At 64.3% G+C, this 19466-nt stretch carries 21 protein-coding genes; 17 read left to right on the top strand and 4 right to left on the bottom strand.

Features of this window, described 5'->3' with window-relative positions; translation table 11 throughout:
* Nucleotides 1-65: 65 nt before the first annotated feature.
* From paaX to ACOZK4_RS23045, 11 genes are all read left to right on the top strand, one after another.
* Nucleotides 66-959 carry a phenylacetic acid degradation operon negative regulatory protein PaaX gene (gene paaX / locus ACOZK4_RS23095; RefSeq protein ID WP_421594034.1) on the top strand — a complete coding sequence of 298 codons (894 nt, stop codon included), beginning with the start codon at nucleotides 66-68 and terminating at the stop codon, nucleotides 957-959.
* Between the two features lie 181 nt (nucleotides 960-1140).
* Entirely contained in the window at nucleotides 1141-2346 is a 1206-nt protein-coding gene (gene pcaF, locus ACOZK4_RS23090) for a 3-oxoadipyl-CoA thiolase (RefSeq protein WP_421594033.1), read from the top strand.
* 22 nt (nucleotides 2347-2368) lie between these two features.
* Nucleotides 2369-3373, top strand: a complete 1005-nt coding sequence (gene paaA / locus ACOZK4_RS23085) for a 1,2-phenylacetyl-CoA epoxidase subunit PaaA (protein WP_421594032.1) — start codon at nucleotides 2369-2371, stop codon at nucleotides 3371-3373.
* Between the two features lie 13 nt (nucleotides 3374-3386).
* Nucleotides 3387-3671 carry a 1,2-phenylacetyl-CoA epoxidase subunit PaaB gene (paaB, locus tag ACOZK4_RS23080; protein ID WP_069061017.1) on the top strand — a complete coding sequence of 95 codons (285 nt, stop codon included), beginning with the start codon at nucleotides 3387-3389 and terminating at the stop codon, nucleotides 3669-3671.
* Entirely contained in the window at nucleotides 3671-4426 is a 756-nt protein-coding gene (gene paaC, locus ACOZK4_RS23075; protein WP_421594031.1) for a 1,2-phenylacetyl-CoA epoxidase subunit PaaC, read from the top strand. The genes paaB and paaC overlap by 1 nt, the downstream gene beginning before the upstream one ends.
* Before the next feature lie 9 nt (nucleotides 4427-4435).
* Nucleotides 4436-4960, top strand: a complete 525-nt coding sequence (gene paaD / locus ACOZK4_RS23070) for a 1,2-phenylacetyl-CoA epoxidase subunit PaaD (RefSeq protein WP_421594029.1) — start codon at nucleotides 4436-4438, stop codon at nucleotides 4958-4960.
* Nucleotides 4961-5084: 124 nt separating this feature from the next.
* A complete protein-coding gene (gene paaE / locus ACOZK4_RS23065) occupies nucleotides 5085-6161 on the top strand; it encodes a 1,2-phenylacetyl-CoA epoxidase subunit PaaE (RefSeq protein WP_421594028.1) in 1077 nt (358 codons plus the stop codon).
* A gap of 12 nt (nucleotides 6162-6173) precedes the next feature.
* Entirely contained in the window at nucleotides 6174-6929 is a 756-nt protein-coding gene (locus tag ACOZK4_RS23060) for a Phenylacetic acid catabolic protein (protein WP_421594027.1), read from the top strand.
* Between the two features lie 12 nt (nucleotides 6930-6941).
* The gene (gene paaZ / locus ACOZK4_RS23055; RefSeq protein ID WP_421594026.1) at nucleotides 6942-8999 is read left to right on the top strand and encodes a phenylacetic acid degradation bifunctional protein PaaZ; all 2058 of its coding nucleotides are present in this window, start codon (nucleotides 6942-6944) and stop codon (nucleotides 8997-8999) included.
* Between the two features lie 4 nt (nucleotides 9000-9003).
* Nucleotides 9004-9504, top strand: a complete 501-nt coding sequence (locus ACOZK4_RS23050) for an acyl-CoA thioesterase (protein WP_421594025.1) — start codon at nucleotides 9004-9006, stop codon at nucleotides 9502-9504.
* 104 nt (nucleotides 9505-9608) lie between these two features.
* The gene (locus tag ACOZK4_RS23045) at nucleotides 9609-9857 is read left to right on the top strand and encodes a hypothetical protein (protein WP_421594024.1); all 249 of its coding nucleotides are present in this window, start codon (nucleotides 9609-9611) and stop codon (nucleotides 9855-9857) included.
* A 12-nt stretch (nucleotides 9858-9869) separates the two neighbouring features.
* On the opposite strand, the gene ACOZK4_RS23040 is transcribed toward ACOZK4_RS23045, so the two are convergent.
* From ACOZK4_RS23040 to paaG, 4 genes are all read right to left on the bottom strand, one after another.
* The gene (locus ACOZK4_RS23040; protein ID WP_313532162.1) at nucleotides 9870-10466 is read right to left on the bottom strand and encodes a TetR/AcrR family transcriptional regulator; all 597 of its coding nucleotides are present in this window, start codon (nucleotides 10464-10466) and stop codon (nucleotides 9870-9872) included.
* Nucleotides 10467-10561: 95 nt separating this feature from the next.
* Entirely contained in the window at nucleotides 10562-11872 is a 1311-nt protein-coding gene (gene paaK / locus ACOZK4_RS23035; protein ID WP_313532160.1) for a phenylacetate--CoA ligase PaaK, read from the bottom strand.
* Between the two features lie 45 nt (nucleotides 11873-11917).
* Nucleotides 11918-12358, bottom strand: coding sequence for a hydroxyphenylacetyl-CoA thioesterase PaaI (gene paaI / locus ACOZK4_RS23030; protein ID WP_421594023.1), 441 nt, complete (start codon nucleotides 12356-12358; stop codon nucleotides 11918-11920).
* Nucleotides 12355-13143, bottom strand: a complete 789-nt coding sequence (gene paaG / locus ACOZK4_RS23025; RefSeq protein ID WP_421594022.1) for a 2-(1,2-epoxy-1,2-dihydrophenyl)acetyl-CoA isomerase PaaG — start codon at nucleotides 13141-13143, stop codon at nucleotides 12355-12357. Before paaG ends, paaI begins: the two co-directional genes overlap by 4 nt.
* Before the next feature lie 100 nt (nucleotides 13144-13243).
* On the opposite strand from paaG, the gene paaN reads away from it, so the two are divergent.
* The 6 genes from paaN (at nucleotide 13244) to ACOZK4_RS22995 (ending at nucleotide 19466) form a co-directional block, all read left to right on the top strand.
* Nucleotides 13244-14905 (top strand): phenylacetic acid degradation protein PaaN, encoded by a 1662-nt coding sequence (paaN, locus tag ACOZK4_RS23020; RefSeq protein WP_421594021.1) that lies wholly within the window; start codon nucleotides 13244-13246, stop codon nucleotides 14903-14905.
* A gap of 49 nt (nucleotides 14906-14954) precedes the next feature.
* Nucleotides 14955-16094 (top strand): ABC transporter substrate-binding protein, encoded by a 1140-nt coding sequence (locus tag ACOZK4_RS23015; RefSeq protein ID WP_421594020.1) that lies wholly within the window; start codon nucleotides 14955-14957, stop codon nucleotides 16092-16094.
* Between the two features lie 70 nt (nucleotides 16095-16164).
* Nucleotides 16165-17037 (top strand): branched-chain amino acid ABC transporter permease, encoded by an 873-nt coding sequence (locus ACOZK4_RS23010; protein WP_421594019.1) that lies wholly within the window; start codon nucleotides 16165-16167, stop codon nucleotides 17035-17037.
* Between the two features lie 2 nt (nucleotides 17038-17039).
* Nucleotides 17040-17996, top strand: a complete 957-nt coding sequence (locus ACOZK4_RS23005) for a branched-chain amino acid ABC transporter permease (RefSeq protein ID WP_421594018.1) — start codon at nucleotides 17040-17042, stop codon at nucleotides 17994-17996.
* A complete protein-coding gene (locus tag ACOZK4_RS23000) occupies nucleotides 17993-18778 on the top strand; it encodes an ABC transporter ATP-binding protein (protein ID WP_421594017.1) in 786 nt (261 codons plus the stop codon). The genes ACOZK4_RS23005 and ACOZK4_RS23000 overlap by 4 nt, the downstream gene beginning before the upstream one ends.
* Nucleotides 18765-19466: an ABC transporter ATP-binding protein gene (locus ACOZK4_RS22995; protein ID WP_421594016.1), complete on the top strand. Its 702-nt coding sequence runs from the start codon at nucleotides 18765-18767 to the stop codon at nucleotides 19464-19466. Before ACOZK4_RS23000 ends, ACOZK4_RS22995 begins: the two co-directional genes overlap by 14 nt.

Here is a 19466-nt window from a genome sequence, read left to right as displayed (position 1 = left end):
CGGCTCTTTCCGTCCTCGCCCGTTCGCGCTAGTCCTCGGCGCAATCGAAACGGAAGGGGGCAGGTTTGCCGTCGCAACAGGACAGGGCGGAAAGCGTGTTCGGCGCGCTGGTCCGCGGGATTGTCGAGGAGAGCCCGTTGAAGGCGGCCGGTTTCATCGTCACCATCTATGGCGACGTGGTCGAGCCGCGCGGCGGCGTGGTCTGGACCGGCAATCTCATCGAGACCTGTGCTGCCGTCGGCATCAGCGAAACCCTGGTGCGCACCGCCGTCTCGCGGCTGGTCGCCGCCGGCCAGCTTTCGGGCGAGCGCGAGGGACGGCGCAGTTTCTATCGCCTCGCAGCTCCTGCCCGCGCGGAATTCGCCGCTGCCGCCCGCCTGCTGTTCGGCCCGCCGGAGACGGCGGACTGGCATTTCGTGCAACTGACCGGTGACGCGCCGGACGAGGCGATGCAGCAGCTGGAGCGGGCCGGTCACGCCCGGCTTGGGCCCCGGCTTGCCGTCGGCGCCCGCGCCATGCCGGTGCTGAAACAGTCCGCCGTCATCTTCCGCGCGGAGGTGGTGAGCGGCCAGGGCGATCTCGGGGCGTTTGCCGCCGATCACTGGAACCTTGCGCAGCATGCGGATGCCTATCGCGGCTTTATCGACCGGTTCCGGCGCCTTTCCGATCTGCTGGCAGGGCGAGTGCGCCTTAGTGCGGCCGAAAGCCTCGTGGCGCGACTGGTTCTGGTGCATCAGTTCCGTCTGGTCGTGCTGCGCGATCCGCGCCTGCCGCAGGCAGCGCTGCCCGCGGACTGGCCGGGCGAGGCGGCGCGCAGCCTGTTCACCGATCTCTATCTTCGCCTTTCGCCGGAAGCGGACCAGTATGTCGCCCGCCATTTCGTAACGGTGGATGGTGGCTTGCCGGAGATGAGCGAGGCGACGGCGCGCCGTCTTTCGCTGTTGCGCGGCGCAAACTAGCGCACAATTTGCATGGAAAAGCCGACCCTTGTGGTATGATGGGAACTGCTGGAATAAAGTGTCACAGAAAATATGAAAATCACCATTGATTTGTGATGTTTGTGCTGTTAATAAGTAACCGATCGGTCGGTTAATCTTTCGAGGAGAGGGAAACCGGCCCGGATGCCAGGGAGGAAGCCGCGTGTCCGAAGCCTTTATCTGCGATGCCGTTCGTACACCTATCGGCCGCTATGGCGGGCTGTTGTCGTCGGTGCGTGCCGATGATCTTGCCGCCCTGCCGCTTGCCGGCCTGATGGCGCGTAACCCGCAAGTCGACTGGTCGAAGGTGGATGACCTCATCTATGGCTGCGCCAACCAGGCCGGCGAGGACAACCGCAATGTCGGCCGCATGGCCGTGCTGCTCTCCGGGCTTCCCGTTTCCATTCCTGCAACGACGGTCAACCGCCTCTGTGGCTCCGGCATGGACGCCGTCGGCATGGCGGCGCGTGCCATCCGCGCCGGCGACTGCGATTTTGTTATCGCCGGCGGCGTCGAGAGCATGAGCCGCGCGCCCTTCGTCATGCCCAAGGCCGAAAGCGCCTTCTCCCGCGCCAATGCCGTTTACGACACGACGATCGGCTGGCGCTTCGTCAATCCGAAGATGAAGAAGGCATTCGGCGTCGATTCCATGCCGGAGACGGCCGACAACGTCGCCGCCGATTTCGCCATCACCCGCGAGGATCAGGACGCCTTTGCCGCGCGCAGTCAGGCGCGCTGGGCGGCCGCGCATGAAGCCGGCGTTTTTGCTGACGAGATCGTGCCGGTCTCCCTGCCGCAGAAGAAGGGCGATCCGCTTGTCATCGATACCGACGAGCATCCCCGTCCCGGCACGACTGCCGAACAGCTTGCCAGACTGAAGGGTGTCAACGGCCCGGATCTCTCGGTCACGGCCGGCAATGCGTCCGGCGTCAATGACGGTGCTGCCGCGCTGATCATCGCCAACGAAGCGACCGCAAAGGCACAGGGCCTGACGCCGAAGGCGCGTGTCGTCGCCATGGCGGCGGCGGGGCTTGAGCCGCGCATCATGGGCTTCGGCCCCGCACCGGCGGTACGCCGGGTGCTGGAGCGCGCCGGCCTTTCGCTCGGTCAGATGGATGTCATCGAGCTCAACGAGGCCTTCGCCTCTCAGGCGCTCGCCGTGCTGCGCGATCTCGGCCTGCCCGACGATGCCGCGCATGTGAACCCGAACGGCGGGGCGATTGCCATCGGCCATCCGCTCGGCATGAGCGGCGCGCGGCTCGTCACCACCGCTGCCTACCAGCTCCACCGCCAGGGCGGACGTTATGCCCTCTGCACCATGTGCATCGGCGTAGGCCAGGGCATCGCCATCATTCTCGAACGCGTCTGACGCGCAAACCGGAGGAAAGACCATGTACGCACAAATGGTGAAGACCGATGCCGCCTGCGTCCGGTCCCTCGACGAGATGGAGCCGCAGGAGCGTGCCTTCCAGGAGCGCATCGATGCCGGCCAGAAGATCGAACCGAAGGAATGGATGCCCGAAGGCTACCGCAAGACGCTGGTGCGCCAGATCAGCCAGCACGCCCATTCGGAAATCGTCGGCCAGCTGCCGGAAGGCAACTGGATAACCCGCGCCCCGACGCTGGAGCGCAAGGCGATCCTGCTCGCCAAGGTGCAGGACGAGGCGGGCCATGGCCTCTACCTCTACTGTGCCGCCGAAACGCTCGGCATCAGCCGCGACCAGATGTATGAGCAGCTGCATTCCGGCAAAGCCAAGTATTCCTCGATCTTCAACTATCCCACGCTGACCTGGGCCGATATCGGCGCGATCGGCTGGCTGGTCGATGGTGCGGCCATCATGAACCAGGTGCCGCTGCAGCGCTGTTCCTACGGCCCCTATGCGCGGGCCATGGTGCGCATCTGCAAGGAAGAGAGTTTTCACCAGCGCCAGGGTTATGACGCGCTGATGCGTATGGTGAAGGGCACGCCGGCCCAGAAGGCCATGGTGCAGGATGCGCTGAACCGCTGGTGGTGGCCCTCGCTGATGATGTTCGGCCCCTCGGACGACGCTTCCGTGCATTCGGCCCAGTCGATGGCCTGGAAGATCAAGCAGAATTCCAACGACGAGCTGCGCCAGAAATTCGTCGACCAGACCGTGCCTCAGGCGAAGTATCTCGGCCTCACCATTCCCGACCCTGATCTCAAGTGGAACGAGGAAAAGGGCGGTCATGATTTCGGTGAGCCGGATTGGGAAGAGTTTTTCAACGTGATCGCCGGCAACGGCCCCTGTAATGCGGAACGCCTCGACGCCCGCAAAAAGGCCTGGAATGACGGCGCATGGTTCCGTGACGGCCTGACGGCCCATGCCGAAAAGGCAACTGAGCGCGGCGCCGCTGCAAAAATCGCCGCCGAATAAGGGAGAGAGCACGATGTCCAGCGAATGGCCGCTTTGGGAAGTTTTCATCCGGGGGCAGCATGGCCTCAACCATCGCCATGTCGGCAGCCTGCACGCGCCCGATGCCGAGATGGCGATCAACAATGCCCGCGACGTCTATACGCGCCGCAACGAGGGCGTCAGCATCTGGGTGGTGCGTTCTTCCGAGATCACCGCCAGCGCGCCCTCGGAAAAGGGGCCGCTCTTCGACCCGTCGAATTCCAAGGTCTATCGTCATCCGACCTTCTTCGACATTCCGGATGAAGTGGGGCACATGTGATGGCGAACGCGGCGCTTTTCGAATTCCTGGCGCGCATCGGCGACAACACGCTGATCCTCGGTCATCGCGTTTCCGAATGGTGCGGTCATTCGCCCGCGCTGGAAGAGGACATTGCCCTTTCCAACACCGCGCTCGACCTGATCGGCCAGACCCAGCTCTGGCTCGGCCTTGCCGGCGAGGTGGAGGGCAAGGGGCGTTCTGCCGATGACCTCGCCTATCTGCGCGACGGCTACGACTTCCGCAACATCCTGCTCGTCGAGCGCCCGAACGGCGATTTCGGCAAGACGCTGATGCGGCAGTTCCTGTTCGACGCCTGGCACTATCTGCTGCTGAAGGCGCTGAAGGGGTCTTCCGACCAGCGCGTCGCCGAGATCGCGGAAAAAGCCTTCAAAGAGGTGTCCTACCATCTCGACCGCAGCCGCGACCTTGTCATCCGCCTCGGCGACGGCACAGCCGAAAGCCATCGCCGCATGCAGGAGGCGCTGGACGATCTCTGGCCCTATACCGGCGAGATGTTCATGAGCGATGGGCTGGATGCCGAACTGGTGGACGCCGGCATCATCCCGGCGCCGCAAAGCCTCAAGGCCGGCTGGGACGAGATTGTCGCCGAAGCGCTCACTGAGGGCACGCTGAAGAAGCCCGCCGACGGCTATATGCACAAGGGCGGCCGGCGCGGCGTGCACACCGAGCATCTCGGCTTCATCCTGACCGAAATGCAGTTCCTGCAGCGCGCCTATCCGGGCGCCACCTGGTAGGAGGCGGCCATGGAACCGGCACTCCGCCCCTCGCTGGACGAGGTCTGGCACTGGCTGGCTCAGGTGCCGGACCCGGAAATCCCGGTCATTTCACTGACCGACCTTGGGATTATCCGGGATGTCGAATGGCGCGAGGATACGCTTGTCGTGACGGTGACGCCGACCTATTCGGGCTGTCCCGCCACCACGATCATCAATCTGGATATCGAGACGGCGCTCACCGAAAAGGGCCTTGCCAAGGTGCGGCTGGAGCGCCGGCTCTCACCCGCCTGGACGACGGACTGGATCAGCGCCGAGGGCCGGGAAAAGCTGAAGGCCTACGGCATCGCCCCGCCGATCGACGGTACGGCGGCCGACGGCATCCTGATGAAACGCATCGACCGGCTTTCCGGCCGCTCGAACCTGACGATCGCCTGTCCGCGCTGCGGATCCGTGAATACCGAGAAGATCAGCCAGTTCGGCTCGACGCCCTGCAAGGCGAGCTATCGCTGCACCGACTGTCTGGAACCGTTCGACTACTTCAAGTGCATCTGACCCTAGAGCGATTCCGGCGAACCGGAGTTCGCCGGAATCGCTCTAGTTTCTTGTTTTTACCGCATTGTCTGACGCCGAAGCGGTGCTGCTTCGGCTGGAAATGCTCTAGGGAGAGGGCCCGCGCATGGCACGTTTTCATCCCCTGACCGTGACCGATGTTCGCCGCGAGACGCGCGATGCGGTGGTCGTCACGCTTCGGCCCGCCGACGAGGATCGCGCCGTCTTCGATTTCACGCAGGGGCAGTACCTGACCTTCCGCCGCAAATTCGAGGATGAGGAGCTGCGTCGCTCCTACTCGATCTGCGCCGGCAAGGACGAGGGCGTGCTGAAGGTCGGCATCAAGCGCGTCGATGGCGGCTGCTTCTCCACCTGGGTCAACGAGAACTTGAAGGCCGGCGATGTGATGGAGGCCATGCCCCCGATGGGCGCTTTCTTCACCGCGCTGGAACCCGATGCCGCAAAACACTATCTCGGCTTTGCCGGCGGCAGCGGCATCACGCCCGTTCTCTCGATCATCAAGACGGTGCTGTCGCGCGAGCCGCGCGCCCGCTTCACGCTGGTCTATGCCAACCGCCAGATCAGCTCGATCATGTTCCGCGAGGAGCTGGAGGACCTGAAGAACCTCTATCTCGGCCGCTTCTCCGTGCTGCATGTGCTGGAGAGCGAGGCGCAGGAGATCGACCTCTTCACCGGCCGCATCGACGGCGAGAAATGCGCGGCGCTCTTCCGCAACTGGATCGACCCGAAGTCGGTGACGACGGCCTTTATCTGCGGCCCGGAGCCGATGATGCTGGCGATCGCCGCGGCCCTGCGCGAGCATGGTCTGCGCGACGATCAGATCAAGTTCGAGCTGTTCGCTTCGTCGCAGCCCGGCCGGGCGCGACGCCAGGTGGAGCAGGTTAACGGTGCCGATCACGCCGCCGCCTGCGAGGCGACCGTCACGCTCGACGGCGCGACGCGGACTTTCAAGTTCCCGAAGCACGGCCAGAGCCTGCTCGACGCCGCGCTCGAAAACGCCATGGACGCGCCTTACGCCTGCAAGGCCGGTGTCTGTTCCACCTGCCGCGCCAAGATCATCGAGGGCGAGGCCGAGATGGAGGTCAACCACGCGCTTGAGGATTACGAGGTGCGTCAGGGCTATGTGCTGACCTGCCAGTGCACCCCGCTCACCGACCGCATCGTCGTCAGCTACGACCAGTAAGGGGGATACGCCATGTCCGATACGATGCCGATCGAGGATTATCTCGCCCAGGGCGGCGTTCTCTCGTCTCCCGCTAACGTGCCGCCGCGCTATCGCGGCGAGTTGCTGCGTCTGATGGCGAGCTTCGTCGACAGCGAACTGGCCGGTTCCGCCGGTTTTACCGATACGATCAACGATGCGCCCGGCATTCAGGAGCGCATCTCCGCCGCCCGCATCGTGCTTGAAAAGGCCGATCATGCCGGCAAAGTCTTGAAAATCATGGAAACCTTCGGCGCGGATGGCGGGCGTTATGCCGTGCATCATCCCTGGGCGGAACGGCTTGCACGCGAGGCCGATATCGGCGCGGCGCGGCAGGGCGGCGATATGCGCCTTTCCGTCTTCCACTATCCGCTGGAGGGCTGGGTGGATGCCGTCGTCATGAACGTGCTGATGGGCCGGGCGAGCGCCGTGCAGCTCAAGGAGCTGTCGCGTGTCTCTTACCAGCCGCTCGCCGAAGTCTTCCGCGCGATCCTGCCGCGCGAGACGCGCCATGCGGAACTTGGTCTCGCCGGCCTCGTGCAGATCGTCGATGACACGGAAGGCCGTGCCAGGGCGAAGGCCTCGGTTGCCTATTGGTATCCCCGCGTTGCTGCGAGCTTCGGCCATTCCGGTTCGGCTCGTTTCGAGACGCTGTCGCGCTTCGGCCTGCGGCACACGCAAAACGAGACCCTGCTTGCCGAATGGCGGGCCGAGGTCGATGCGCAGCTTTCCGCGCTCGGCCTGAATTGAAAGGACGATAATATGAACGTCATGGCAAACCGGCCGCGCCGGCTTGAAAGCTATGTCGGCGGCCAGTGGGTTGCCGGCGCTAAGGACGGCGTGCCGCTGCTCGACGCCTCGACGGGCGCGCCCGTCGCCTTCATCGATTCCACCGGCATCGATTTCAAGGCGATCCTCTCCTACGGCCGCGACAAGGGCGGCCCGGCGCTGCGCCGCCTATCCTTCCACGAGCGCGCCGCCCTGCTGAAGGCGCTTGGCCAGGCGCTGATGGAGCGCAAGGAAGAATTTTACGCGCTTTCGACCGCCACCGGCGCCACGCGTGCCGACAGCTGGGTCGATATCGAGGGCGGTATCGGCACGCTGCTCTCCTATGCCTCCAAGGGCCGGCGCGAGCTGCCGAACACCCGCGTGCTGCTCGATGGCGACGTGGAGCTGCTCTCCAAGGACGGCACGTTTTCCGCGCAGCATATTCTGAGCCCCTTGCAGGGCGTGGCGGTCCATATCAACGCCTTCAACTTCCCCTGCTGGGGCATGCTGGAAAAGCTCGCGCCGACGCTGCTGGCCGGCGTTCCCGCCATCGTCAAGCCGGCGAGCCAGACGGCCTATCTAACGGAATTGATGGTCCGCCGCATTATCGAGATGGGCATTCTGCCCGAGGGGGCCTTGCAGCTGGTCTGCGGCTCGGTCGGCGATCTGCTCGACCATGTCGAGGGGCAGGATGCCGTGACCTTCACCGGCTCGGCCTCGACGGGCCAGCGGCTCAAGACGCACAAGGCCATTGTCCAGAATTCCGTGCGCTTCACCATGGAGGCCGACAGCCTCAACGCCGCCGTGCTCGGCCTTGATGCGGCACCCGGCACGGAAGAGTTCGACCTCTTCGTCAAGGAAGTCGCGCGCGAGATGACGGTCAAGGCCGGGCAGAAATGCACGGCGATCCGCCGCGTCATCGTCCCGCGTTCCTACAGCGAAGCCCTTATCGAAGGCCTGCGCGCTCGTCTCGGGAAGACCGTTATCGGCAATCCCGTCGACGAGGCCGTCCGCATGGGCCCGCTCGCCAGCCTGGACCAGCGCGAGGAGGTTCGCGCCCGTATCCGCGATCTATCGGCGGATGCCGAAATCGTCGCCGGCGATCCTAATAATGCGGACATCCAGTCCGGCGATCCCGCGGCCGGCGCTTTTCTCAATCCGGTGCTGCTCTATTGCGACAAGCCGGGCGCGGCGCGCGCTATCCATGATGTCGAGGCTTTCGGTCCGGTCAGCACCGTCATGCCCTATGACACGGCGGAAGAAGCGGTCGATCTGGCGCGGCGCGGCAAGGGTAGCCTCGTCGCCTCAGTTTTCACCAATGATCCGGCTTTCACCGAAGAGGTCGTGCTCGGCCTCGCGCCGTTCCACGGCCGCGTGATGATCGGCAACCGCGTCAGCGCCAAGTCATCCACCGGCCACGGTTCGCCCCTGCCGGGCCTCGTGCACGGCGGCCCCGGCCGCGCTGGTGGCGGAGAGGAACTGGGCGGCATGCGTGGCGTCAAACATTACATGCAGCGCACCGCCATACAGGGTGCGCCGACGCTGCTTACCGCAGTCACCGGCCGCTGGATGCAGGGTGCTGAGGCGCATGTCGGCAGCGAGCATCCGTTTCGCAAGTCGCTGGCGGAACTCAAGATCGGTGACCAGCTGATCACCGGGTCGCGGACGGTGACGCTTGAGGACATCGAGCATTTCGCCAACTTCACCGGCGACACCTTCTATGCTCATATGGACGAGGACGCGGCCAGGGCGAACCCGTTCTTCGACGGGCGCGTGGCGCATGGCTATCTCATCGTCTCCTTCGCCGCCGGTCTCTTCGTCGATCCGGCGCCGGGTCCGGTGCTTGCCAATTACGGCGTCGATAACCTACGCTTCCTGACACCGGTTAATCCCGGTGATACGCTCCAGGTGCAATTGACCTGCAAGGAGATCAATCCGCGTGCCAATGCCGAACACGGCGAGGTGCGCTGGGATTGCAATGTGACGAACCAGCTGGGCGCTACCGTCGCGCAATACGACGTTCTGACGATGGTAGCCAAAACGAGAGAGTGAACGAATGGACCCGCGCCGCCTTGAGATGACCGTTCTGATGACGCCCGACATGGCGAATTTTTCAGGAAAGGTCCACGGCGGCGCGCTTCTCAACCTGCTCGACCGCGTGGCCTTCTCCTGCGCCTCCCGCTATTCGCAGCAATATGCGGTGACGCTGTCGGTCGACCAGGTGATGTTCAAGGAGCCGATCAACGTCGGCGAACTCGTCACCTTCCGCGCCTCGGTCAACCACACCGGCCGTACCTCCATGGAGATCGGCATCCGTGTCGAGGCGGAAAACATCCGCTCCGGCCAGCGTCGGCACACCAATTCCTGTTACTTCACCATGGTCGCGGTGGACGATGCGGGAAGGCCGGTGCGCGTGCCCGAATTGCAGCCGAAGGACGCTGTGGATGTCAGACGCTACAAGGCGGCTGAGTTGCGCCGCACGTTGCGGCGGGAGTTTGCCGAGCGGTTGGAGTCGGTTGCCGCGACGGGCAAGGATGTGGAGAAGGATGGCGCGTAAGCGTTCCTGCGCGTTGCCCGGCTTGTCGCCGCATGCCTGGCTGTCACTTTGACGATGCCTTCGGCGGGGTGTATTCTATTCGCCTTCGTCCGGAGGCATCGATCATGCATCTTGGAGCGCTCATATTGAGTCTGGCCTTGGCCCTGACCCCCACTGTGGCGGATGCTCACAACTGCAAATGCCGAAATCGCGGCGTTATGTTCGAACTCGGCCAGACATCCTGCTTAAGGGTCGATGGCGGCTCCTATCTCGCGCGTTGCGAGATGAAGCTCAATGTCTCGTCCTGGACAAAGATCGAGCGAGGCTGCCCGGTGACGGAGCGCACGCTGTTGCGGCCGACGCGCGTCAATTAGAATGCGTAAGCCTCAGGTTACGGCCTTGACGCCCTCGAGGATCAGTGTCGTGGCGATATCCGCATATTCGTCCCGCGTTACCGGTCCGTTGGGACGGAACCACATATAGACCCAGTTCATCATGCCGAAGAGCGACATGGTGACGGGCATGAGGAGCGGTCGGTCCTTGTTGAGATCCGGGTTGATGTCGCGGATGACGCCGGAGAAACGTTTGACGATCTGCCGCTCGATGGCCTGCAATTCGGCAAGCTGCTCCGGTGAAAGGGCGCTGGTGCCGTTGAGCTGCACCTTGTGCTCGTTGTCGCGGCCTTCGTAGTTCGCCAGAACCGCCTTCACGAGCAGCCGCAACCGGTCTTGAGGAGGCACATCCTGACGATCCGCCGCTTCGATGGCGCTTTCCAGCTCCGAAAGATGCGTGCGCACGATGTCGAAGATCAGCGCGTCCTTGCTTGGATAGTAGTGGTAGAGCAGGGCCTTCGAGACATTGCTGTGTGAGGCGATTTGCGACATGGACGCCTTTTCCATGCCCATCTCGGCGAAGACCGCCGCGGCACTCGACAGAATGCCACGCTGTTTTTCCTCGAAATCGACTGCGCGCGTGCGTGCCATGGTTCCTGCTCTGCTCATATGGCTTCAAAACCGCGTCGGGAGGGCGGCTACCCTCCCTATACACAGTCAAGCCGGTGCCGGGCTATCCCAGCGCTTCACTCTTTGGGTCGGTTGTCGACCACCCGTTTCGCCTTGCCTTCAGAGCGGGCGACGCCGCCCGGCTCGTGCACGGTGATCTTGGTGGAGACGCCGACGATGCTCTTGATGTGATGGGCGAGTTCCTTGGCCGAGCCAGCGCGGGCACCCTCGTCCGCCATCTCGACGGTACATTCGACATGAACCGTCATATTGTCCATACGGCCCGACCGCGTCAGCTCGATCTGGAAATGCGGGGCAAGGCCGCGGCATTTCAGGATCTGTTCCTCGATCTGCGTCGGGAAGACGTTGACGCCGCGCAGGATCATCATGTCGTCGGAACGGCCGGTGACCTTTTCCATGCGGCGCATGGAGCGGGCGGTGCCGGGCAACAGCCGCGTCAGGTCGCGTGTACGATAACGGATGATCGGCAAGCCTTCCTTGGTGAGCGTGGTGAAGACCAGCTCGCCGATCTCGCCATCCGGCAGCACGTCGCCGGTCTCGGGATGGATGATCTCGGGATAGAAATGATCTTCCCAGATATGTAGGCCGTCCTTGGTCTCGACGCATTCGTTGGCGACGCCAGGGCCCATGACTTCCGACAGGCCGTAGATATCGACCGCATGCATGTCGAAGGCCTGCTCGATTTCCTCGCGCATGGCGTTCGTCCAGGGTTCTGCGCCGAAAATGCCGACAGCGAGCGAGCTTTGACGCGGGTCGATGCCGTGTTTGCGGAACTCGTCGAGAATGGAGAGCATGTAGGACGGCGTCACCATGATGATGCGCGGCTTAAAATCCTGCATCAGCGTGACCTGGCGTTCCGTCATGCCGCCGGAGATCGGCACCACGGTGCAGCCGAGTTTTTCCGCGCCGTAGTGGGCGCCGAGGCCGCCGGTGAACAGGCCGTAGCCATAGGCGACATGCACGATATCGCCGGCTCGGCCGCCCGAGGCGCGGATGGAGCGCGCGACGACGGTCGCCCAGGTGTCGATATCGTTCTTCGTGTAACCGACGACGGTCGGCTTGCCCGTGGTGCCGGAGGAGGCGTGGATGCGCGCGAGCTTTTCACGCGGCACGGCGAACATGCCGAAGGGGTAGGTGTCGCGCAGGTCCTTCTTGGTGGTGAAGGGGAATTTCGCGAGATCGGACAGCGTCTTCAGGTCGGAAGGGTGGACACCGGCCTCGTCGAAGCGCTGGCGGTAGAAGGGGGAATTCTCGTAGGCGTGGGTCAGCGACCACTTCATACGCTCAAGCTGCAGTCCGGAAATCTCGTCGCGCGAGGCGGTCTCGATTGCTTCGAGGTCTCCGGGGCGGGGTGACAGGTCTTCCATAAATTCTCCTCCAAGAATACGGGCAGGAATGCGGGATGATCTGCCTCACTCCGGCAGGTGCGTGCCCTTGACTGTTCGCGCGTGGCCACGGAATTCCGCGATCGCCTCGCCCTCCTGATTAGTGATGCGGATATCGTAGATGCCGCCCCGTCCGCGGCGCGATACTTCGCGCGCGGTGGCCGTCAGCCTGTCGCCCCTGAAAGCCGGTGCGATGAACGTCATCGAACAGTGCTGGGCGACGGTGCGCTGGTTGTAGGTGTTGCAGGCGAAGGCGAAGGCCGAATCCGCCAGCGTGAACATGTAGCCGCCATGGCAGGTGCCGTGGCCGTTGGTCATGGTCTCCGCAATCGTCATCGTGATCGTCGCCTCGCCGGGGGCGACGGAGACAAGCTCCATGCCGAGATGGCGGGTGGCGTTGTCGTCGTCCCACATCGCTCTGGCGCAGGCTTCGGCGAGTGCTTGCGGAGAAAGGCTGGCGGCGCTCATTTGCCTTTGAACTCCGGCTTGCGCTTTTCGAGAAAGGCGGAGACGCCTTCGGCATAGTCGGCGCTGCGGCCGGCTTCGCGCTGCAGGTCGCGTTCGAGGTCGAGTTGCTGATCCAGCGAATTGGTCGCGGCGGCCTGGATGGCGCGCTTGGTCATGCCGAGGCCGCGCGTCGGACCGGCGGCAAGGCGGGTGGCGAGCGCCGTCGCCTCTTCCATCAGCTTGTCGTCATCGACGGCGCGCCAGATGAGGCCCCAGTCGGCGGCGGTTTCCGCGCCGAGCGGTTCGGCCGTCAGCGCCAGCGCCTTGGCGCGGGCCTCGCCGATGAGGCGCGGCAGGCTCCAGGTGCCGCCGGAATCGGGCACGAGGCCGATCCTGGCGAAGGCCTGAATGAAGCGGGCGGAGCGGGCGGCAAGCGTGATATCGCAGGCAAAGGCGATATTGGCGCCCGCACCGGCGGCCACGCCGTTGACGGCGCAGATGACGGGCTTTTCGAGGCTGCGGATCAGGCGCAGCAGGGGATTGTAGAAGGTCTCGATCGTATGGCCGAGATCCGGCACGCCCTTCTTCGGGTCACGGTCGCCGAGATCCTGCCCGGCGCAGAAGCCACGGCCGGAACCGGTCAGCAGCACCGCACGGACGGCGTCGTCCGCATGGGCCCGCTCGAAGCCGGCGCGCAGCGCAAGATGCATCTCGTCGTTGAAGGCGTTGAGCTTGTCGGGGCGGTTCAGCGTGAGGGTGAGAACGCCATCGGCAAGCGCCGACAGAATGGTGTCGGAATTGGACATTTTTCCTCCCTGTCGCCCTTCCCAGCGGCGACCGTAAAAAAACTCTTGCATAAACCGACCGGTCAGTCAATTATAAAAGCACTGACTGGGAGGACAGATCATGACCGCACTTTTCGAGCGCCATCGCCCGACGCTGGAAGCCGCCTTGCAGGCCGCCGCCAAGCGCGATTTCTGGTCCGCCTATCCGGAAGTGCCAAGCGGCAAGATCTATGGCGAAACCGCCAAGGACGACGGCCTTGCCGCCTACAAGGCGCGCCTCGGCCAACCCTTCGCGCTTGTCGATCATCCCTCCGAGGGCACTGTCGGTGCGGAAGTCTCGCCTTACGGACCCTCTCTCGGCATCACCTATCCCGCCGCCTCCGTCGATAGGATTGTCTCGGCCTCGCGTGCCGCCGCCCCGCAATGGGCCGCCGCCGCGCCGGAAACCCGCGTCGGCATCTGCCTTGAAATCCTCGCACGCCTCAATGCGCGCAGCTTCGAGATGGCCAATGCCGTCATGCACACGACGGGCCAGGCCTTCGCCATGGCCTTCCAGGCCGGCGGTCCGCATGCACAGGATCGCGGCCTCGAAGCCGTCACTTACGCCTATGCGGAGATGACCCGCATACCGGCGACCGCGACCTGGACCAAGCCGCAGGGCAAGGGCGCGCCCATCGTCATGGAAAAGCACTGGCGCATCGTGCCGCGCGGTGTCTCGCTCGTCATCGGCTGCAACACGTTCCCGACCTGGAACAGCTATCCGGGCCTGTTCGCCAGCCTCGCCACCGGCAATACCGTCATCGTCAAGCCGCACCCCGCCGCTATCCTTCCGCTTGCCATCACCGTCGAGATTATCAGGCAGGTGCTGGTGGAAGAAGGCTTCGCCGCCGATATCGTGCTGCTCGCCGCGGATGCACCTGGTTCGGAGATCACCAAGGACCTCGTGCAGCACCCGGCCGTCGCCATCGTTGATTACACCGGTTCCAACAGCTTCGGCACATGGGTGCGCGAAAATGCCGGCGGGGCCGACGTCTATACCGAAGAGGCCGGCGTCAATTCGATCGTCATCGGCGCCACCGACAATTTCGCCGGCATGTGCGGCAACATCGCCTTCTCGCTGTCGCTCTATTCCGGCCAGATGTGCACGGCCCCGCAGGATATCTTTGTCCCGCGCGGCGGCATCGAGACGAATGAGGGCCACAAGAATTTCGATGAAGTGGCTGCCGGCATCGCCGCCGCCATCGATGGCCTTCTCTCCGATCCGGCCCGCGCGGCCGGCATCTGCGGTGCCATCGCCAATCACGCGACGCTTGCCCGCATCGCCACCGTTCGCGCGCTCGGCCGTCTCGTGCGCGATTCCGCACCGGTTGAAGGTCTCGACGATGCCCGCACAGCAACACCGCTGATCCTCGCCGTCGATGCGGCAGACAGCGAAGCCTATGCGGAAGAACGTTTCGGCCCCATCGCCTTCGTCGTTGCGGTCGACGATGTCGTCGATGGCGTGAACCGCGCGGCTGAACTTGCCGAGCGCAAGGGCGCGATCACCGCCGCCCTATATGCCACCGACGAGGCGCAGATTCTCGCCGCCGCCGACCGGTTTGCCGCGGCGGGCGTCAATCTTTCGGTCAACCTGACCGGCGGCATCTATGTGAACCAGAGCGCCGCCTTCAGCGACTTCCACGTCACCGGCGCCAACCCGTCCGGCAATGCCAGCCTCACGGATGCGGCTTTCGTCGCCAACCGGTTCCGCGTGGTCATGTGGCGCCGCCCTGCGGCGGCGTGAGAGGAGTTTTCGTTTTAACCCTTTGTATTTGTTGGGAGGAGAAACCGACATGAAATTTGCGCTCACCACCACCGCACTTGCCCTGATCCTAGGCCTTGCAGCGCCCGCGCTTGCCGATATCAAGATCGGCGCAACCATTTCCGAAACCGGCCCCGCCTCGTTCCTTGGCGACCCGGAAGCCAAGACGCTGAAGCTGCTGGTCGAAGAGATCAATGCGGCCGGCGGCGTCAACGGCGAGAAGCTGGAGCTTGTGATCTATGACGACGGCGGCGACCCGAACAAGGCGCGCACTTTTGCCACCCGTCTCGTCGAGGACGACGAAGTGGTCGCCGTGATCGGCGGCACGACGACGGGCACCTCCATGGCCATCATCCCGGTCTTCGAGGATGCGGAAGTGCCCTTCATCTCGCTGGCCGGTGCCATCGAGATCATCGATCCGGTCAAACCCTATACCTTCAAGACGCCGCACACGGACCGCATGGCCTGCGCGAAAATCTTCGAGGACATGAAGAAGAACGGCATCACCAAGATCGGCATGATCTCCGGTTCCGACGGCTTTGGCGCGTCTATGCACAAGCAGTGCCTTTCGATTGTCGGCGATTACGGCATCGAGGTGCTGGCCGACGAGACCTACGGCCCGACCGACGCCGACATGACGCCGCAGCTGACCAACATCAAGGGCAAGGGCGGTATCCAGGCCGTGCTGAACCCCGGCTTCGGCCAGGGTCCGGCCATCGTGACGCGCAACTATGCCCAGCTCGCCGTCGGCCTACCGCTTTACCAGTCGCATGGCGTTGCCTCGGATGGTTTCATCGAGCTTGCCGGGGCGGAAGCGGCCGAGGGCGTGCGCCTGCCGGGCACGGCGCTTCTGGTTGCAAAGTTGCTGCCGGAAAGCGACCCGCAGCGCGCCGTCGTCACCGCCTACAAGGAAGTCTATGAGAAGGCGACCGGCAAGCCGGTCTCGACCTTCGGCGGTTATGCCCATGATGCGCTGCGCATCCTCGTCGATGCCTTAAAGCGCGCCGGCAGCGCCGAACCGTCGGATATCCGCGATGCCATCGAAGGCACCAAGGGTCTCGTCGGTACCACGGGCACCGTCACCATGACGGCCGAGGACCACCTCGGCCTCGACCTCTCGGCCTTCCGTATGCTGCAGATCGAAAAGGGCGGCTGGAAGATCGTCGAGTAATCGAGCCTGCCGGCCCATGCCTTCAAGGCGCGGGCCGGCGGATACCGTCGTGCGCGAAGCGGAGGCATCCATGCCCGAACTCCTGCAATTCCTTCTGTCCGGGATCACGGTCGGCGCCGTCTATGCGCTGGTCGCACTCGGCTTCACGATCATCTACAACGCATCCGACGTCGTGAACTTCGCCCAGGGCGAGTTCGTCATGCTCGGTGGCATGATCACCTTCTTCGCGCATGCTAGCGGCCTGCCGTTGCCGCTCGCCGCGCTGATCGCCATCATCGTCACGTCGGCGGTGGGCGTGGCGCTCAACAAGCTCGCCATCGAGCCCGCCCGCGGCGCGCCTGTCGTCTCGCTGATCATCATCACCATCGGCGCGTCGATCTTCATTCGTGGTGCAACGCAGCTCGTCTTCGACAAGCAGCTGCACCGTTTTCCGGCCTTTTCCGGCGACCAGCCGATCCTGATCGGCGGCGCGACCATCCTGCCGCAGAGCCTGTGGGTCATTGCCGGCGCACTCGCCGTCTTCCTCTGTCTCTGGCTGTTCTTCACGCGCACGCTGATCGGCCGCGCGGTGCTGGCGACGGCGAACAACCGCATCGCCGCCCAACTCGTCGGCATCAACACCAATTATGTGATGACGCTCTCGTTTGCCATGTCCGCCGCCATCGGCGCGCTCGCCGGCGTGCTGGTGACGCCGATCACGCTGACCGGCTACGATGTCGGTCTCGCGCTGGCGCTGAAGGGCTTTGCCGCCGCCATGCTCGGCGGCATGGGCAACCCCAAGGGTGCGCTGGTCGGCGGCCTGCTGCTCGGCGTGCTCGAGGCGATGACGGCCGGGTATCTCAGCTCGCAATACAAGGATGCGGCGGCCTTCGTCGTCATCCTCGCCGTGCTCTTCGCCATGCCGCAGGGCCTGTTCGGCCGCAAGTCGACGGATCGGGTGTGATCATGCGGCTCTCCAGCAAGGTTACCACGCTCCTCATTCTCGCTGCGGTCATCGCGCTCGCGCCGGTCTTCTTCCCGTCCTCCTACTATTTCCGGGTGGGATCGCTGATCTTCGTCAACGGCCTTGCGGTGACGGGCCTCGTCATCCTTATCGGCTATGCCGGCCAGATCAGCCTCGGCCATGCCGGTTTCGCTGGCATCGGCGCCTATGCCTGCGCGCTGGCGCCGGTTCATCTCGGTCTGCATCCGGCACTCGCCGCCCTGCTCGGCGCGCTTTTGTCCGCGGCAATCGCCTATCTCGTCGGCCGGCCGATCCTGCGGCTCAAGGGCTATTATCTCGCCGTCGCCAGCCTCGGCTTCGGCATCCTCGTCTCCATGGTGCTCTCCAACGAGGCGCAGCTGACCGGCGGGCCGGATGGCATGGCGGTGCCGGAATTCGGCCTTCGCGGCGCGCTGAAGGCCATCGGAATCGATCTCTCGAACACCGAGTTCTGGTATGCCTTCTCCGGTTTCGTGCTGGTGCTGGGTGCCTGGCTCGCGCTCAATCTCTATCACAGCCCGACCGGCCGCGCCCTTCGCGCCCTGCACGGTTCGGAGATTGCGGCCCGCACTGTTGGCGTCGATGTCGCGCACTACAAGCTCGTCGCCTTCGTCATCTCGGCGGTTTATGCCTCCGTGTCCGGTTCGCTGCTCGCCTTGCAGAACAAGTTCATCACGCCTGATGTCGCCGGTTTCATGCATTCCATCGAGATGGTCACGATGACGGTGCTCGGCGGGGCTGGCTCGGTGCTTGGCGCTATCCTGGGGGCTGCGATCCTGACCACGCTGCCGCAGGTGCTGACGATCTTCCAGGAATACGAACAGCTCATGCTCGGCCTGGTCATGATGCTCGTGATGATTTTCATGCGTGAGGGGCTGCTGCCCTCCATTGCGCGCCGTGTCCGGGGGAGGGCGGAATGAGCCTGCTTCAGATCGAAGGCCTGGGTATCGATTTCGGCGGCCTGCGCGCCGTCAACGATGTCGGCTTCTCCTTGAAACCCGGAGAGATCGTCTCCGTCATCGGCCCGAACGGCGCCGGCAAGACGACGCTGTTCAACATGATATCAGGCGTCTATGCCCCGGCGCGCGGCCGCGTCGTGCTCGACGGCGAGGATGTCACGCGCATGCCGCCGCATCTTCTGGCGCGCCGCGGCCTGTCGCGCACCTTCCAGAACCTGCAAATCTTCCAGTCGATGAGCGTGCTCGAAAACGCCGTCACCGGCCATCACCTGCATGAGCGCGGCTCGGTGCTTGCCGATCTCTTCGCGCTGCCTGCCGCGCGCCAGCGCAGCAAGGCCTCGGAGGAAAGCGCCCGTGCATTGCTCGACCGCGTCGGCCTCGGCCGCGCCGCCGAACAGGAGGCGGGTTCGCTCTCCTACGGCGCGCTGAAGCGGCTGGAAATCGCCCGTGCGCTGGCGCTGAAGCCCCGCGTGCTGCTGCTCGACGAACCCGCCGCCGGCTGCAATGCCGTTGAGACGGAGGAGATCGATCACCTCATCGCGCAGGTCGCAGCCGAGGGCGTTTCGATCCTGCTGGTGGAGCACGACATGAAGATGGTCATGCGCATTTCCAACCATATCGTGGTGCTCGATCACGGTGAGAAGATCGCCGAAGGCGAGCCGGCGGCGATTGCGCGCGATCCGCGCGTCATCGAAGCCTATCTCGGTGCCCAGGCGGCGGAGGCGAAACATGCTGACGGTTGAGGGACTGCGCTCGCGCTACGGCCGGATCGAGGTGCTGCACGGCATCGACCTCGACGTCGCCTCCGGCGAGATCGTCACGGTGGTCGGCGCCAACGGTGCAGGCAAGACGACGCTGCTCAAATGCCTCTCCGGTATTCAGCCGGTCTCGTCTGGCTCGATCGTCTTCCGCGGCGAGGCGCTGACAACGGTGCCGGCCCATGCCCGCGTGCGCCGTGGCCTCGCCCAGTCGCCCGAGGGAAGGCAGATTTTCACCAACCTCACGGTGGAGGAGAACCTGCGTCTCGGCGCCTATCTCTTCGCCGACGAGAAGGTGGACCGCGACATGCAGGACGCCTTCGTGATGTTCCCGATCCTCAAGGAGAAGCGGAACCTCGCGGCCGGCGGCCTCTCGGGGGGGCAGCAACAGATGCTGGCCATTGCCCGCGCGCTGATGGCCCGTCCCTCCTGCCTGCTGCTCGATGAACCGAGCATGGGTCTTGCCCCCATCCTCGTCGCGCAGATCTTCGACGTGGTCAAAAGCATGAAGGCACTCGGCGTCACCGTGCTCCTTGTCGAGCAAAACGCGTTTGGCGCGCTATCCGTTGCCGACCGGGGTTATGTCATGGAGACGGGGCGCATCACAATGTCCGGTCCGTCAGCCGAGTTGATTGCGGATGAACGCATCCGCGCCGCTTATCTGGGAATTTGA

Source organism: Shinella sp. M27, assembly GCF_049199905.1.
GTDB lineage: Bacteria > Pseudomonadota > Alphaproteobacteria > Rhizobiales > Rhizobiaceae > Shinella.
Note: the sequence above shows the minus strand (reverse complement) of the source record. Positions and strands in the feature narration are given on the sequence as shown.

Coding starts and splice junctions, on each gene's coding strand:
- ACOZK4_RS23015 (WP_421594020.1), top strand. CDS start 14,955: ATGAAATTTGCGCTCACCACCACCGCACTTGCCCTGATCCTAGGCCTT.
- paaE (WP_421594028.1), top strand. CDS start 5,085: ATGGCACGTTTTCATCCCCTGACCGTGACCGATGTTCGCCGCGAGACG.
- ACOZK4_RS23010 (WP_421594019.1), top strand. CDS start 16,165: ATGCCCGAACTCCTGCAATTCCTTCTGTCCGGGATCACGGTCGGCGCC.
- ACOZK4_RS23060 (WP_421594027.1), top strand. CDS start 6,174: ATGTCCGATACGATGCCGATCGAGGATTATCTCGCCCAGGGCGGCGTT.
- paaD (WP_421594029.1), top strand. CDS start 4,436: ATGGAACCGGCACTCCGCCCCTCGCTGGACGAGGTCTGGCACTGGCTG.
- paaG (WP_421594022.1), bottom strand. CDS start 13,143: ATGTCCAATTCCGACACCATTCTGTCGGCGCTTGCCGATGGCGTTCTC.
- ACOZK4_RS22995 (WP_421594016.1), top strand. CDS start 18,765: ATGCTGACGGTTGAGGGACTGCGCTCGCGCTACGGCCGGATCGAGGTG.
- ACOZK4_RS23000 (WP_421594017.1), top strand. CDS start 17,993: ATGAGCCTGCTTCAGATCGAAGGCCTGGGTATCGATTTCGGCGGCCTG.
- paaZ (WP_421594026.1), top strand. CDS start 6,942: ATGAACGTCATGGCAAACCGGCCGCGCCGGCTTGAAAGCTATGTCGGC.
- paaK (WP_313532160.1), bottom strand. CDS start 11,872: ATGGAAGACCTGTCACCCCGCCCCGGAGACCTCGAAGCAATCGAGACC.
- paaB (WP_069061017.1), top strand. CDS start 3,387: ATGTCCAGCGAATGGCCGCTTTGGGAAGTTTTCATCCGGGGGCAGCAT.
- ACOZK4_RS23050 (WP_421594025.1), top strand. CDS start 9,004: ATGGACCCGCGCCGCCTTGAGATGACCGTTCTGATGACGCCCGACATG.
- ACOZK4_RS23045 (WP_421594024.1), top strand. CDS start 9,609: ATGCATCTTGGAGCGCTCATATTGAGTCTGGCCTTGGCCCTGACCCCC.
- paaN (WP_421594021.1), top strand. CDS start 13,244: ATGACCGCACTTTTCGAGCGCCATCGCCCGACGCTGGAAGCCGCCTTG.
- paaA (WP_421594032.1), top strand. CDS start 2,369: ATGTACGCACAAATGGTGAAGACCGATGCCGCCTGCGTCCGGTCCCTC.
- ACOZK4_RS23005 (WP_421594018.1), top strand. CDS start 17,040: ATGCGGCTCTCCAGCAAGGTTACCACGCTCCTCATTCTCGCTGCGGTC.
- ACOZK4_RS23040 (WP_313532162.1), bottom strand. CDS start 10,466: ATGGCACGCACGCGCGCAGTCGATTTCGAGGAAAAACAGCGTGGCATT.
- paaC (WP_421594031.1), top strand. CDS start 3,671: ATGGCGAACGCGGCGCTTTTCGAATTCCTGGCGCGCATCGGCGACAAC.
- paaI (WP_421594023.1), bottom strand. CDS start 12,358: ATGAGCGCCGCCAGCCTTTCTCCGCAAGCACTCGCCGAAGCCTGCGCC.